The organism is Conexibacter sp. JCM 18997, from assembly GCF_055391915.1.
The window spans coordinates 3079625-3092430 of the sequence record NZ_AP043885.1 but is presented as its reverse complement, the minus strand read 5'-3'; the positions used below and the strand labels follow the sequence as shown (position 1 = coordinate 3092430).

At 69.4% G+C, this 12806-nt stretch carries 20 protein-coding genes; 19 read left to right on the top strand and 1 reads right to left on the bottom strand.

Going from position 1 to position 12806, the window contains the following annotated elements:
• The 19 genes from rpsH to ACZ5UI_RS15705 all read left to right on the top strand — a co-directional run bounded on the left by rpsH (position 1) and on the right by ACZ5UI_RS15705 (position 11158).
• Positions 1–408, top strand: a complete 408-nt coding sequence (rpsH, locus tag ACZ5UI_RS15795; protein ID WP_464188511.1) for a 30S ribosomal protein S8 — start codon at positions 1–3, stop codon at positions 406–408.
• A 1-nt stretch (position 409) separates the two neighbouring features.
• The gene (rplF, locus tag ACZ5UI_RS15790; protein WP_464188509.1) at positions 410–943 is read left to right on the top strand and encodes a 50S ribosomal protein L6; all 534 of its coding nucleotides are present in this window, start codon (positions 410–412) and stop codon (positions 941–943) included.
• A complete protein-coding gene (rplR, locus tag ACZ5UI_RS15785; RefSeq protein ID WP_464188507.1) occupies positions 940–1293 on the top strand; it encodes a 50S ribosomal protein L18 in 354 nt (117 codons plus the stop codon). The genes rplF and rplR overlap by 4 nt, the downstream gene beginning before the upstream one ends.
• 13 nt (positions 1294–1306) lie before the next feature.
• The gene (gene rpsE / locus ACZ5UI_RS15780) at positions 1307–1903 is read left to right on the top strand and encodes a 30S ribosomal protein S5 (protein ID WP_464188505.1); all 597 of its coding nucleotides are present in this window, start codon (positions 1307–1309) and stop codon (positions 1901–1903) included.
• Positions 1903–2073 (top strand): 50S ribosomal protein L30, encoded by a 171-nt coding sequence (gene rpmD / locus ACZ5UI_RS15775; RefSeq protein ID WP_464188503.1) that lies wholly within the window; start codon positions 1903–1905, stop codon positions 2071–2073. The genes rpsE and rpmD overlap by 1 nt, the downstream gene beginning before the upstream one ends.
• Complete coding sequence (rplO, locus tag ACZ5UI_RS15770) at positions 2066–2569, top strand: 50S ribosomal protein L15 (RefSeq protein WP_464188501.1); 504 nt, start codon at positions 2066–2068, stop codon at positions 2567–2569. Before rpmD ends, rplO begins: the two co-directional genes overlap by 8 nt.
• A gap of 44 nt (positions 2570–2613) precedes the next feature.
• Positions 2614–3891, top strand: a complete 1278-nt coding sequence (gene secY / locus ACZ5UI_RS15765; RefSeq protein WP_464188499.1) for a preprotein translocase subunit SecY — start codon at positions 2614–2616, stop codon at positions 3889–3891.
• 25 nt (positions 3892–3916) lie between these two features.
• Positions 3917–4582 (top strand): adenylate kinase, encoded by a 666-nt coding sequence (locus tag ACZ5UI_RS15760; protein ID WP_464197832.1) that lies wholly within the window; start codon positions 3917–3919, stop codon positions 4580–4582.
• 20 nt (positions 4583–4602) lie between these two features.
• A complete protein-coding gene (map, locus tag ACZ5UI_RS15755) occupies positions 4603–5376 on the top strand; it encodes a type I methionyl aminopeptidase (protein ID WP_464188497.1) in 774 nt (257 codons plus the stop codon).
• Positions 5343–6293, top strand: coding sequence for an ABC transporter ATP-binding protein (locus ACZ5UI_RS15750; RefSeq protein ID WP_464188494.1), 951 nt, complete (start codon positions 5343–5345; stop codon positions 6291–6293). The genes map and ACZ5UI_RS15750 overlap by 34 nt, the downstream gene beginning before the upstream one ends.
• Positions 6290–7075 carry an ABC transporter permease gene (locus ACZ5UI_RS15745; protein WP_464188492.1) on the top strand — a complete coding sequence of 262 codons (786 nt, stop codon included), beginning with the start codon at positions 6290–6292 and terminating at the stop codon, positions 7073–7075. Before ACZ5UI_RS15750 ends, ACZ5UI_RS15745 begins: the two co-directional genes overlap by 4 nt.
• Before the next feature lie 102 nt (positions 7076–7177).
• Positions 7178–7291: a 50S ribosomal protein L36 gene (rpmJ, locus tag ACZ5UI_RS15740; protein WP_259312273.1), complete on the top strand. Its 114-nt coding sequence runs from the start codon at positions 7178–7180 to the stop codon at positions 7289–7291.
• Between the two features lie 3 nt (positions 7292–7294).
• Positions 7295–7678 carry a 30S ribosomal protein S13 gene (gene rpsM, locus ACZ5UI_RS15735; RefSeq protein WP_464188487.1) on the top strand — a complete coding sequence of 128 codons (384 nt, stop codon included), beginning with the start codon at positions 7295–7297 and terminating at the stop codon, positions 7676–7678.
• Positions 7678–8073 carry a 30S ribosomal protein S11 gene (gene rpsK, locus ACZ5UI_RS15730; protein ID WP_464188485.1) on the top strand — a complete coding sequence of 132 codons (396 nt, stop codon included), beginning with the start codon at positions 7678–7680 and terminating at the stop codon, positions 8071–8073. The genes rpsM and rpsK overlap by 1 nt, the downstream gene beginning before the upstream one ends.
• A 10-nt stretch (positions 8074–8083) precedes the next feature.
• Positions 8084–8704, top strand: coding sequence for a 30S ribosomal protein S4 (gene rpsD, locus ACZ5UI_RS15725; RefSeq protein WP_464188482.1), 621 nt, complete (start codon positions 8084–8086; stop codon positions 8702–8704).
• 74 nt (positions 8705–8778) lie between these two features.
• A complete protein-coding gene (locus tag ACZ5UI_RS15720) occupies positions 8779–9768 on the top strand; it encodes a DNA-directed RNA polymerase subunit alpha (protein WP_464188480.1) in 990 nt (329 codons plus the stop codon).
• 10 nt (positions 9769–9778) lie between these two features.
• On the top strand, positions 9779–10141 hold the full coding sequence (gene rplQ, locus ACZ5UI_RS15715) for a 50S ribosomal protein L17 (RefSeq protein WP_464188478.1): 363 nt from the start codon (positions 9779–9781) through the stop codon (positions 10139–10141).
• Between the two features lie 31 nt (positions 10142–10172).
• On the top strand, positions 10173–10580 hold the full coding sequence (locus ACZ5UI_RS15710; protein WP_464188476.1) for a DUF1707 SHOCT-like domain-containing protein: 408 nt from the start codon (positions 10173–10175) through the stop codon (positions 10578–10580).
• Complete coding sequence (locus tag ACZ5UI_RS15705; RefSeq protein WP_464188474.1) at positions 10580–11158, top strand: hypothetical protein; 579 nt, start codon at positions 10580–10582, stop codon at positions 11156–11158. Before ACZ5UI_RS15710 ends, ACZ5UI_RS15705 begins: the two co-directional genes overlap by 1 nt.
• On the opposite strand, the gene ACZ5UI_RS15700 is transcribed toward ACZ5UI_RS15705, so the two are convergent.
• Complete coding sequence (locus ACZ5UI_RS15700) at positions 11145–12788, bottom strand: hypothetical protein (RefSeq protein WP_464188472.1); 1644 nt, start codon at positions 12786–12788, stop codon at positions 11145–11147. The genes ACZ5UI_RS15705 and ACZ5UI_RS15700 overlap by 14 nt on opposite strands.
• Positions 12789–12806 lie beyond the last annotated feature (18 nt).

Here is a 12806-nt window from a genome sequence, read left to right as displayed (position 1 = left end):
ATGTCCATGACCGATCCGATCGCCGACTTCCTCACGCGCATTCGCAATGCGATCCATGCTGCGCGCGAGACCGTCGAGATCCCTTCGAGCAAGCTGAAGGTCGAGCTGGCCCGCATCCTCAAGGAGCAGGGCTACATCGACGGCTACGAGATCGAGGCGCCCACCGCGGACCGCCCGGCCGAGCTGATCATCGTCCGCCTCAAGTACACCGACAGCCGTCAGTCGGCGATCACCGGGCTGCAGCGCGTGTCGCGCCCCGGCCAGCGCCGCTACGTCCCGGCGACCAACATCCCCAAGATCCAGGGCGGCATGGGCACGGCCATCGTGTCCACGTCCCACGGGGTCATGACCGGCCATGACGCGCGTCGCGCGGGCGTGGGCGGCGAGATCGTGGCGAAGGTGTGGTGACGTGAGCCGCATCGGACGCAAGCCGATTCCCGTGCCCACGGGTGTGACCATCTCGATCGAGCCCGACGTCGTGCGCGTGCACGGCCCCAAGGGCGAGCTGACCGAGCGGGTTCACCGTGACATCACGGTGACCCAGGACGGCGACACGCTGACCGTCACCCGCCCGACCGACCGCGGTCCGCATCGCGCCCTGCACGGGCTGACGCGGTCGCTGGTGGCCAACATGGTCGAGGGCGTCACCAACGGCTACACCAAGACGCTGGAGATCCAGGGCGTCGGCTACCGCGCCGTGCTCAAGGGCCGCGACCTCGAGCTCGCGCTCGGCTACTCGCACCCGGTCTCCATCAAGGCTCCGGACGGCATCGATTTCGAGGTGCCGATCCCGACCCGCGTGATCGTCAAGGGGATCTCCAAGCAGGTCGTCGGCGAGATCGCGGCCAACATCCGCAAGCAGCGGCCGCCGGAGCCCTACAAGGGCAAGGGCATCCGCTACGAGGGCGAGTACGTCGCCCGGAAGGTGGGCAAGCGCGCATGAGCGTCAAGACGAAGGAAGCGCGCCGCCTGCAGCGCCGCCGGCGTGTGCGCGCGAAGATCACCGGGACCGCCACGCGTCCGCGCCTGGCCGTGTTCCGCTCCAACAACGGGGTCTTCGTCCAGCTGATCGACGACGAGGCCGGCGTCACGCTGGCCGCCGCGCAGTGGACGGAGTCCGACGTCAAGAGCCTGGGCCGGACCGAGCAGGCCACGAAGATCGGTGAGCTGATCGCGCAGCGCGCGAAGGCCGCCGGCATCGAGAACGCCGTGTTCGACCGTGGCGGCTACCAGTACCACGGTCGCGTCAAGGCCGTGGCCGAAGGTGCCCGCGAAGCCGGACTGGCAATCTAGGACTGAGTTGCAAATGCTTATCGATCGTTCAGTGAGCCCCGCCGGGCTGGACCTCCAGGAGCGCGTGGTTGAGATCAACCGCGTCGCCAAGGTGGTCAAGGGCGGCCGGCGCTTCTCGTTCACGGCCCTCGTGGTCGTCGGTGACGAGGAGAGCGTGGTCGGCGTCGGCTACGGCAAGGCCAACGAGGTCCCGCTCGCCATCCAGAAGGGTGTCGAGCAGGCCAAGAAGAACCTCTTCCGCGTGCCCAAGCACGGCTCGACCATCACCCACCCGGTCGACGGCATCTTCGGCTCCGGCCACGTGATGCTCAAGCCGGCTTCGCCCGGTACCGGCGTCATCGCCGGTGGCGGCGTGCGCGCGGTGCTCGAGCTGGCGGGGATCCACGACATCCTCTCCAAGTCGCTGGGCACCCAGAACCCGATCAACCTCGTCAAGGCGACGATCGCCGGCCTGCAGGGCCTGCGTCGGCCCGAGGAGGTCGCGCAGTTGCGCGGCCTGTCGATCAACGCGGTCCTCGGGCTGGGCGGCGACGCCCCGGCGCCCGAGGTCGAGCCCCAGGAGGCGACGACGGCCGCGGCCGACGCGCCCGCCGAGGAGGTCACCGCCTGATGCCCGCCGTGACGCAGGTCAAGAGCAAGAACGGCGCCAACCACGCGCAGCGCGAGACGCTGCGTTCGCTGGGGCTGCGCAAGATCGGCCAGACGGTCGAGGTCAAGGACAACGAGCAGACCCGGGGCATGCTGCACCGGGTCCGGCATCTGGTGAAGGTCGATGGCTGACAACGAAGAGACAACTGAGCGGATCGGGCTGCACTCCCTGCACCCGGCTGAGGGCTCGCGCAAGCCGCGCAAGCGCGTCGGCCGTGGCGAGGGCTCGGGCACCGGCAAGACCTCGGGTCGCGGTCAGAAGGGCGCCGGCTCGCGAGCCGGCTCCAAGGACCGCTCGCGCTTCGAGGGCGGCCAGATGCCGATCCACATGCGGATGCGCAAGCTGCGCGGCCCGCACATGAAGAAGTCGATGCCGTTCGAGCCGTTCCGCACCCACACCCAGCCGGTCAACCTGGGCGACCTGGAGCGCCGCTTCGACGCGGGCGCCGAGGTCACGCTGGAGGACTACGCCAAGGCGGGCATCGCCAAGCGCAAGGGCGTTCCGGTCAAGGTCCTGGCCAAGGGCGATCTCAGCAAGGCGCTGACGGTCCACGCCCACGGGTTCAGCGCGGGTGCGCGCGAGCGCATCGAGGCCGCCGGCGGCACGTGCGTCGTCGTCGAGTCCTAGCGGACCGGCGAAAGCGCGAGCGTCGGTAGTCTCAGGACGGTCCCATGCTGTCGACGATCCTCAGCGCGTTCACCGTTGCCGACATCCGCAAGAAGCTGCTGTTCACGGCAGCGATCCTTGCGCTGTACCGCCTCGGGTCGCACATCCCGGTTCCCGGCGTCTCTGCTGACGCGGTCGACGCGCTCAAGGCGCAGTCGCAGTTCAGCAACGGCGGCGTCCTGCAGTTCCTGAACGTCTTCTCCGGCGGTGGCCTGTCCCGGATCGCGCTGTTCGCGCTCGGGATCATGCCGTACATCACGGCCTCGATCATCCTGCAGCTCCTGACGGTCGTCGTGCCGTCGCTGGAGAAGCTGCAGAAGGAGGGCGAGGTCGGCCAGCAGCGCATCACGCAGTACACGCGCTACCTGACCGTCGGCCTGGCCTTCGCCCAGGCCATCGGCTACGTCTTCCTGTTCAAGTCCTTCACCGACGACCAGGGCGTGCCGCTGATCCAGCCCTTCAACGTGGGCACGGTCTTCCTGATCGTCCTGTCGCTGACCGCCGGCACGATCCTGCTCATGTGGATGGGCGAGCTGATCACCCAGCGCGGCATCGGCAACGGCATCTCGCTGATGATCTTCGCCTCGATCGTCGCCGGCCTGCCCAACGGCATCTCCCAGTGGTGGAACAGCGACGACGCCGTCTTCAAGGTGATGATGCCCTTCCTGGCGCTCGGCGTGATCGCCGCGATCGTCTTCATCCAGGAGGGCCAGCGCCGGATCCCGGTCCAGTACGCCAAGCGGGTGATCGGCCGGCGCATGACCCAGGGCGGCCAGACCTACCTGCCGCTGCGCGTGAACATGGCGGGCGTGATCCCGGTCATCTTCGCCGCGTCGATCATGGCCTTCCCGCCGACGATCGGCCAGCTGCTGAACACGCCATGGGCGACGGACTTCTCCAACTTCTTCGCCCCGTCGAAGTGGCCCTACCTGGTCGGCGAGTCCTTCTTCATCATCATCTTCACGTACTTCTACACGGCGGTCACGTTCAACCCCGTCGACCAGGCGGAGAACCTGAAGAAGTACGGCGGCTTCATCCCCGGGGTGCGACCAGGGCGCCCCACGGCCGAGTTCCTCGACCGCATCCTGGCGCGCCTGACCTTCCCAGGAGCGCTCTACCTGGCCGCCATCGCTGCGCTCCCGACGATCCTCATCAGCCAGACGTCGGCGACCTTCTACTTCGGCGGTACCTCGATCCTCATCGTCATCGGCGTTGCGCTGGACACGATGAAGCAGCTCGAGGCACAGCTGATGATGCGCAACTACGAAGGCTTCTTGAAATAAGTAGGCTCGGACGTCCGTGTCGGAGCTGAATCTCATCCTCCTGGGTCCCCCGGGGGCCGGTAAGGGCACGCAGGCCGAGCGCCTGCAGCAGGACTTCTCCCTGCTCTACCTGGCCACCGGCGACATCCTCCGCGGCGCGGTCAAGGACGGCACCGAGCTGGGGCAGACCGCCAAGGGCTACATGGATCGCGGCGAGCTCGTGCCCGACGAGGTGATCATCGGCGTGATCGTCGATCGCCTGGGCGGCGACGACGCGGCCGACGGGTTCCTCATGGACGGCTTCCCGCGCACGGTTCCGCAGGCCGAGGCGCTGGAGGAGGCCGTGGGCGAGCTGGGGCGGACGCTGACCGCCGCGCTGGTCATCGACGTGCCCGACGAGGTGGCCATCAAGCGCATCTCCGGCCGCCGCGTGAGCGCCAAGACCGGCCGCCTGTACAACGTCTACTACGACCCGCCCAAGCACGAGGGCATCTGCGACGTCGACGGCTCGCGGCTGATCCAGCGCGACGACGACAACGAGGAGACGGTCCGCCGTCGCCTGCAGGTCTACCGCGAGCAGACCGCTCCGCTGGTCGACTACTACGAGGAGCGCGGCCTGCTCAAGCGCTTCGACGGCTCGCGCCAGCCCAACGAGGTCCACGACCACATCCGGGCGACGTTGGCGACGCTGCGCCTGGAAGAGCAGATCTAGCTTCTACCCTGGGTCGTCGGATGATCGTTCGCAAGACCCCAGAGCAGATCGAGAAGATGGCCGCCGCCGGTGAGGTCCACCGGCGCACGATGAAGCTGCTCGAGGGCAAGATCCGCCCGGGCGTGACCACCAAGGAGCTCGACACGGCGGCGGAGAAGTACATCCGCTCCCAGGGCGCGGTGCCCTCCTTCAAGGGCTATCGCGGGTTCCCCGGCTCGATCTGCGCCTCGCCCAACTCGATGGTCGTCCACGGCATCCCCGGCAGCTACACGCTGGAGCGCGGCGACATCCTGTCGGTCGACATCGGCGTCACGCTCGACGGCTGGGTGGCCGACGGCGCCCGCACGTTCCCGGTCGGCGCGATCTCCCCGATCGCCCGCAAGCTGCTGGACGTGACCGAGCAGTCGCTGTTCGACGGCATCGCGTTCGCCAAGGCCGGCAACCGGCTGGGCGACATCTCCCACGCCGTGCAGGCGACGGTCGAGGCCGAGGGCCTGTCGGTCGTGCGCTCGCTGGTCGGCCACGGCATCGGCCAGGAGATGCACGAGGACCCGCAGATCCCCAACTACGGCGATCCGGGCCGCGGCCCGGTGCTGGAGGAGGGGATGGTCCTGGCCATCGAGCCGATGACCACCGCCGGGCGCCACGCCGTGCGGATGGGCTCTGACGGCTGGTCGATCTACTCCCAGGACGGCTCGCTGGCCGCCCACTTCGAGTTCACCGTCGCCGTTGGCGTCGACGGGCCACGGATCCTCACGCCGTGGCATCTGGACACGGCGCGCGCAGCGGCGTGACGACCGCCGCGGCGGTCGTCGAGGTCGACGACCTCCACAAGCGCTACGCCTCCGCACCCGACGAGGCGGTGGCCGGCGTCAGCTTCTCCGTGCTGGAGGGCGAGATCTTCGGGCTGCTGGGCCCCAACGGCGCGGGCAAGACCACGACGATCGGCACGATCACCACGCGCGTGCGCCCGACCGGCGGTCGCGTCACGGTCGACGGCTTCGACGTGCTGCGCGCGCCGGTCGCGGTCAAGCAGCGCATCGCCGTGGTGCCCCAGCGCCCGAACATCGACCGGTCGCTGACCGCGCTGGAGAACCTCGTCTTCCACGCCGCCTACTTCGGCGAGCCGCGCGCCTCGCGCCGGGCCCGGGCCGAGGAGCTGCTGGGCCGGATGGGGCTGGAGGGCCGCGGCGGCGACAAGGTGGACAACTACTCGGGCGGCATGGCCCAGCGGCTGATGATCGCCCGCGCGCTGATGCACGAGCCGCGCGTGCTGATCCTCGACGAGCCGACCACCGGCCTGGACCCGCAGTCGCGCCTGTTCCTGTGGGAGACGATGGTCGATCTGCGCGCCCGCGGGGTGACGCTGATGCTGACCACGCACGACATGGCGGAGGCGGACCGCCTGTGCGACCGCATCGCGATCGTCGACCACGGCAAGGTGATCGCGCTGGACACGCCGCGCGGGCTGCGCCGGCTGCTGCCCTCCGAGCACGGGCTGGAGGTCGTCGTGGCCGGTACCGAGCCGTTCGCCGGCGCCGAGGGCGCGGCCGAGGAGGACCGCTGGCGCGGGCGCGTGTACGGCGAGGTCACGCCGGCCGAGCTGGCCCGCCGGGTGGCCGACGCCGGGCGCGACCTGATCGAGCTGCGCACGCTGGAGGGGTCGCTGGAGGACGTCTTCGTGCATCTGACCGGGCGGGAGCTGCGATGAGGGTCGAGCGCGCCTCGATCACCGCCTTCCTCGCGTTGTGCGAGCGCGACCTGTACGTCACGGTGCGCCGTGACCTGCTGCCGTTCCTCAGCCAGGCGCTGCTGCAGCCGATCTTCTTCCTGTTCGTGTTCGGCCGCGTGCTGCCGGAGATCGGCGCCGCGCAGGGCGCCTACGGCGACGAGCTGCTGCCCGGCGTGCTGGCGCTGACGCTCGTGCTCACCGCCCTGCAGAACGTGGCGCTGCCGCTGATCATCGAGTTCTCCTTCTCGATGGAGATCGAGGACCGGCTGCTGGCCCCGCTGCCCGTCACCTGGGTGGCGGCCGAGAAGCTGGTGATCGCGTCGCTGCGCGGGATCGTCGGTGGCCTGCTGATCCTGCCGCTCGGCGCGCTGATCCTGCCCGGCGGCATCAACCTGGGCGACGCCTCGATCCCCGGCCTGATCGTGATGATCGTGGTCGGCGCGATCGTCGGCGCCTGCATCGGCCTGGTGCTCGGCACCGCGGTGCCGCCCAACCGGATCGCGGTCGCGTTCGGCCTGATCCTGACGCCGATGATCTTCACGGGCGCGACGTTCTACCCGTGGGAGGCGCTCGACGGGCTACGCTGGTTCCAGGTCATCACCCTGGCCAACCCGATGACGTACGTCAGCGAGGGGATGCGGGGCGCGTTGACCGACACCCCGCACCTGGCGACGGGTTGGGTGGCACTGGGAATCGTCGTCTCGCTGGGCGTCTTCGGGACGCTGGGCGTGCGGGGATTCCTGAAGCGCGCCGTCGATTGACGCGGCAGTTAAGCCGTCCGATCGCCTGTGCTATCTTCAACGGTCGCGCGTTTTGCGGGTCCCTGCCTGCGATCGCCTGTTCTTCTTCCCTTGAAAGGTCCCATGAAGGTACGACCGTCGGTCAAGCCGATGTGCGAGAAGTGCAAGATCATCCGCCGCCACCGCGCGGTGCTGGTCATCTGCTCCAACCCCCGCCACAAGCAGCGGCAGGGCTAGAGCATGGCGCGCATCTCCGGCATCAACATTCCTCTGAACAAGCGCGTCGAGATCGGCCTGACGTACATCTACGGCATCGGGCGCTCGACCTCCAACGAGCTCCTCACCGAGACGGGCATCTCGCCGGACACCTACGTCCGCGACCTCACCGAGGACGAGGTCTCCAAGCTGCGTGACGCGATCGACCGTGGGCTCACGGTCGAGGGCGACCTGCGCCGCGAGCGCTCTCAGGACATCAAGCGCCTCATGGAGATCGGCTGCTACCGCGGCCTGCGCCATCGTCGCGGCCTGCCCGTGCGCGGCCAGAACACCAAGACCAACGCCCGGACGCGCAAGGGTCCCAAGCGCATGCAGGTCGCCGGCAAGAAGAAGGCAGGGAAGAAGTAGTGCCCGCTCCCAAGCGCCCCTCGCGCGGCCGCCGCAAGCCGAAGAAGAACATCCCCATCGGCCAGGCGCACATCAAGACCAGCTTCAACAACACGATCGTGTCGCTGACCGACCGCGAAGGCAACGTCATCGCGTGGGAGTCCGCCGGCGGCGCCGGTTTCAAGGGCTCGCGCAAGTCGACGCCCTTCGCCGCGCAGGTCACCGCTGACGCCGCCGCCCGCAAGGGCATGGAGCAGGGTCTTCAGAAGGTCGAGGTGTTCGTCAAGGGGCCGGGCTCCGGTCGCGAGACCGCGATCCGCTCGCTCCAGGCCGCCGGCCTCGAGGTCACCGGCGTGCGCGACGTCACCCCGCAGGCTCACAACGGCTGCCGCCCTCGCAAGCGGCGCCGCGTGTAGGAGAACCCCCTTGGCTCGAGATACTTCCCCCCAGTGCAAGCAGTGCCGTCGTGAAGGCCAGAAGCTCTTCCTCAAGGGAGAGCGCTGCCTGACCGACAAGTGCGGCGTCGAGCGTCGCAACTACCCGCCGGGTGACCATGGCCGTGGCCGCCAGAAGCAGTCGGAGTACCGACTGCAGCTGCGCGAGAAGCAGAAGGCCAAGCGCTACTACGGCATCCTCGAGAAGCAGTTCGCCAACTACTACGAGAAGGCGAGCCGTCAGACGGGCATCACGGGTGAGAACCTGCTGTCCCTGCTCGAGCTCCGACTGGACAACGTCCTGGTGCGTCTCGGCTTCGCCGCCTCGCGCCGCCAGGCCCGCCAGCTGGTCCGCCACGGCCACTGGCTCGTCAACGGCCGTCGCGTTGACATCCCCAGCTACCAGGTGCGTGCTGGCGACGTCATCTCGATCAAGGCTGACAGCTCCGCCGAGGCGGCCATCCGCGACGCGACCGAGCTCACCGGCCAGGTGCCCGCATGGCTGCAGGCCGATCACGACACGCTGACGGCCAAGGTCCTGCGCAAGCCGGAGCGCCGTGAAGTGGCTGCTCCGGTGCAGGAGCAGCTCATCGTCGAGCTGTACTCGAAGTAACGAATCACTTAGAGAGACGCGCGGCGCCCTGGGTTGTCCCCGCGCCGCCCCCAGAGAACGACAGTTAGGCCCCCATGCTCGACTTCCAAGTCCCCCGGATCACCAGCGAATCGGTCGACGACAACCGCGGCACCTTCACGATCGAGCCGCTCGATCGTGGCTTCGGGTACACGTTCGGCAACTCGCTGCGCCGCGTGCTGCTCAGCTCGCTCAGCGGCGCTGCGGTGACGAGCGTGCGGATCGAGGGCGTCGCCCACGAGTTCTCGACCATCCAGGGCGTCAAGGAAGACGTCACGGACATCGTCCTGAACCTCAAGGGCATCGTCTGCAAGATGCACTCCGACGCCAGCGAGGTCGAGGCCCCGCTGGTCGTCACGGGTCCCGGCGACATCACCGCCAAGGACATCGACCTGCCCGCGGGCGTCGAGATCCTCAACCCGGACGTGCACGTCGCCACGCTCGAGAAGAAGACCAAGCTCGAGCTGTACCTGACGATCGGCCGCGGCCGCGGCTACCGCCCGGCCGAGGACAACAAGACGGCCGACCAGCCGATCGGCGTCATCCCGATCGACTCGATCTTCTCGCCCGTCCGTCGCGTCGCCTACGCCGTCGAGCCCGCCCGCGTCGGTCAGCGCACGGACTTCGACAAGCTGACGATCGACATCGAGACCGACGGCTCGATCGACCCGCACGCCGCGCTGCGCGAGGCGGCCGAGCTGCTCATCTCGCAGCTGGCCATCTTCACCGACGCCGACCGCGTCGAGGAGCTGCGCGCCGGTCCGGCCGGCCAGCTGGCCGACGGACTCGCGGCGGCCGGCAACGGCCACGCCGGTGGCGCTGCCGCTGCGGCCTCCGGTGGCCCGATGCACGACATCCTCATCGAGGAGCTCGAGCTCGGCGTCCGTTCGTACAACTGCCTCAAGCGCGCTGGCATCCAGACGGTTGGTGACCTGGTGTCGAAGTCCGAGGGTGAGCTCAACGCGATCCCGAACTTCGGCAAGAAGTCGATCGACGAGGTCATCGAGACCCTCGAGGCCCGCGGGCTGAACCTCCGCGAGGACTAGGACCAACGCCATGCGCCATCAGAAGACCCGCCACAAGCTCTCGCGTGACACCGCCCATCGCAAGGCGCTGCTGCGCAACCTGAGCAAGCAGCTGATCGAGCACGAGCGCATCAAGACCACCGAGGCCAAGGCCAAGGCGGTCAAGCCCGAGGTCGAGAAGCTCATCACCCTGGCCAAGCAGGGCGACCTGCACGCTCGTCGCCAGGCCTACAGCACGCTGGGCCAGAGCACCTCGACGGTGCACGTGGTCCACAAGCTGTTCGAGGAGGTCGCCCCGCGTTACAGCGAGCGGCCGGGTGGCTACACCCGCATCCTCAAGATCGGTCAGCGTTCGGGTGACGCGACCGAGATGGTCTACCTCGAGCTGGTCTAGGACCGGCCCGCGGTTGACTACCCTGGCGGGTATGGCCGGGGTCGTCCTTGCGTCGGATGCAGATCGCGAGCGCTGCTCGCGTCTGCTCCACGGCGCCTACGCCGAGGGCCGCATCTCGATCGACGATCTCGAGGCGCGCCTGGAGCGCGTCGAGCGCGCGTCGTCGCGCGTCGAGCTCACCCTGCTGGCCCGTGACGTGCCCAAGCAGCGCGTGCAGCGTTTCGGCGCCGCGGTCGATCGCTTCGACCGCGCCGCGCTGAAGGCGCACGGCACGTCGGTGGTCGTGGTCAACGGCTCGCTGATCGGCATCTGGGAGCTGACCGGCGGCTCGGGCTTCTTCTGGCCGGCCATCGCGCTGGTGCCCAGCGCGCTGCTGTTCACCTGGCACGGCCTGTCGTCGTGGACGGTGCGGCGCTTCGTGCGCCGCCGCTTCGGCTGATGCTCGCGGCGGTGGTCGCGATGACCGCGCTGGCCGGCGGGCCCGTCCCGACCGATCGGCCGCTGGACTGGGCCCTGGCCGGCGTGGGCTCCGGTGGGCGCGCGCTGATCATCCAACCGGGCGTCACGGGCGGCTGCGACCAGGGCGACCCGCAGATCTCGGTGCGGGCCGGCGCCACGGAGCTCGTCGTCGCCGTGAGCGTCAAGTCGGTCCAGGGCCCCGAGGTCGTCTGTCCGGCGATCGCGCATCTCAACCAGCCCCAGACCGTGCGCCTCGCGGCCCCCGTCGCGGGCCGGACGGTGAGCGGCGACCTGCGCTCCGCGCGGCCCGGGTTCCTGCTGGAGTCGCGCACGCCAGCCAGTGGCCCGCCGCGGGTCCCGCGCGTGGTCGGCCTCGCCGCGACCGACGCCCGCCAGGTGCTGTGCAGCGCCCAGATCCGCGCCGTGGGTGCGAACCGCGGGCGCGTCGTCGCCCAGCGTCCCGCCGCGGGCGTCGCCTACCGCGTGCCGACCGTCGCCGCGCCGAACGGGTGCGGGGGCCTGCCGGCCCGGCCCGTCGCCCGCCTCACCGTTCGGTGATCTTGATCTTCGGCACGACCCGGAAGGCGCCGCGCATGAACGGGTGGATCCGGCAGAAGTAGGTGTAGGTGCCGGGCGAGAGGTTCTTCGGCGTCTTCCACGTGTCGGTGCCGATGCAGCTGGTGGTCAGCGCCTTGGTCAGCGCGCCGGGGCCACCGGTCGTGCAGTTCGCCGCGGCGGCGGGCGTCTCGACCACCGGGGTGAGCGGGACCTGGTCGCTGTCGCCGTAGATGGCCCCGGAGATCGTCGGCCCGAAGCCGAGCTCGCCCGAGTCGAACAGGCCGGCGCCGTTGGCCAGCGGGAAGCCGATGCCGCTGCCCCGGTTGCACGGGGCCGCGCAGGCGGTGACCGTGTGGAAGCGCACGGTCGTGGGCTGGTCCTCGTTGACGAAGGTCAGCGACTGGCCCTGCACGACCTGGGGCGGCTGGCCCTGGCGACCGGGCATGGTCAGGTCGCCCTGGCCGTAGACGAAGTTGCGGATCACGACCTTGCTGACCAGCGGCCCGGAGCGCATCTTGGCGGCGACGTTGTAGGCCGGGTTGACCTTCGTGGTGCCGGCCGGGTCGATGTTCTCCTTGAGCCGCCCGTGGGTCAGGTAGCCGGCCTGGTCGACCTGGCCGGTGAACGGGTCGACGCCGCCCTGGTCATCGGTGGTGATGCCCACCACCATGATCCCCATGACCTCGTACCACGAGGCCTTGCTCGTGTCGTAGGTCGCGTTCGTCGAGAGGATGTCGCCCTTCTCGATGTGCACGCGCCAGTCCGGCGGGGTCGCCTCCATCGCGACGTCCCAGGACACCGCGCCGCTGGGTTCGTAGTAGTTCGCGCGCGAGCGGAAGAGCCGCACGGTCTTCCCGTCGCGGGTCAGGTTGAGGTCGGTCCACAGCCCGCCCGGGTGCAGATGCCCGGCGGTGACCACGAGCGTCGCGTCGCGGTCGGCCACCCACTGGTTGCGCGGCCGGTCGGGCCGGTCGGGGTAGGGGTTGGTGGCCTGATCGGGGAAGGTGAAGCGGCCGTTGGTCCCCGAGCCCTTCAGCGCGTTGAACACCGGGTAGGGTTTGACGCCCTCGACGTCCATCCACTGCGTGCGGATCTCGTGCATGCCCGCGGCCTCGGGGGCCGTGTCGGGGATGAAGTAGATCGTGTAGGTGATGTACACCTCGTGCGGCTGGCCGACCAGGTCGTGGATCATGTGGTTGATGAGCCAGTTCTGCTTGGTCGTGTAGCGCCAGCCGAAGCCCTGCGGGGCGTTGAAGTTCGTCTTCTCCTCGCCGGCGGCGAACGTCGGCTGCAGATCGACCAGCCACACGGCATGGTGCAGGTGCACCTCGCTGACCGGCGGGTTCTTGCCGGTCTTGGCGTCGATCAGCCCGGGGCGGAAGCCGACGATCCAGCCGTCGACGTCGGGCCGCTCCTTCTGCACGTCGATGTCGATGACGTTCTGCCCGGGCTGGATCTTCATCGGGCCGAACCGGTACTTCAGGACCTGGGCCCCGGGCGGCGGGGCCGGATCGCGCACCGGGATCTCGGGCGTGGTGGCCCGGAAGGCCGACGCGCCCGCGTGGGCGGACGTCGTCAGGAACGCGAAGGCGATCGCGGCCAGCGCGACGCAGCGGAGAAGCGAGGACACCGAGCTGACCACGAGCCA

Excerpts from the sequence above, each read along its gene's own strand:
- rpsH (WP_464188511.1), top strand. The coding sequence starts at position 1 with ATGTCCATGACCGATCCGATCGCCGACTTCCTCACGCGCATTCGCAAT.
- rplR (WP_464188507.1), top strand. The coding sequence starts at position 940 with ATGAGCGTCAAGACGAAGGAAGCGCGCCGCCTGCAGCGCCGCCGGCGT.
- rpsE (WP_464188505.1), top strand. The coding sequence starts at position 1,307 with ATGCTTATCGATCGTTCAGTGAGCCCCGCCGGGCTGGACCTCCAGGAG.
- rpmD (WP_464188503.1), top strand. The coding sequence starts at position 1,903 with ATGCCCGCCGTGACGCAGGTCAAGAGCAAGAACGGCGCCAACCACGCG.
- rplO (WP_464188501.1), top strand. The coding sequence starts at position 2,066 with ATGGCTGACAACGAAGAGACAACTGAGCGGATCGGGCTGCACTCCCTG.
- secY (WP_464188499.1), top strand. The coding sequence starts at position 2,614 with ATGCTGTCGACGATCCTCAGCGCGTTCACCGTTGCCGACATCCGCAAG.
- map (WP_464188497.1), top strand. The coding sequence starts at position 4,603 with ATGATCGTTCGCAAGACCCCAGAGCAGATCGAGAAGATGGCCGCCGCC.
- ACZ5UI_RS15745 (WP_464188492.1), top strand. The coding sequence starts at position 6,290 with ATGAGGGTCGAGCGCGCCTCGATCACCGCCTTCCTCGCGTTGTGCGAG.
- rpmJ (WP_259312273.1), top strand. The coding sequence starts at position 7,178 with ATGAAGGTACGACCGTCGGTCAAGCCGATGTGCGAGAAGTGCAAGATC.
- rpsM (WP_464188487.1), top strand. The coding sequence starts at position 7,295 with ATGGCGCGCATCTCCGGCATCAACATTCCTCTGAACAAGCGCGTCGAG.
- ACZ5UI_RS15720 (WP_464188480.1), top strand. The coding sequence starts at position 8,779 with ATGCTCGACTTCCAAGTCCCCCGGATCACCAGCGAATCGGTCGACGAC.
- rplQ (WP_464188478.1), top strand. The coding sequence starts at position 9,779 with ATGCGCCATCAGAAGACCCGCCACAAGCTCTCGCGTGACACCGCCCAT.
- ACZ5UI_RS15710 (WP_464188476.1), top strand. The coding sequence starts at position 10,173 with ATGGCCGGGGTCGTCCTTGCGTCGGATGCAGATCGCGAGCGCTGCTCG.
- ACZ5UI_RS15705 (WP_464188474.1), top strand. The coding sequence starts at position 10,580 with ATGCTCGCGGCGGTGGTCGCGATGACCGCGCTGGCCGGCGGGCCCGTC.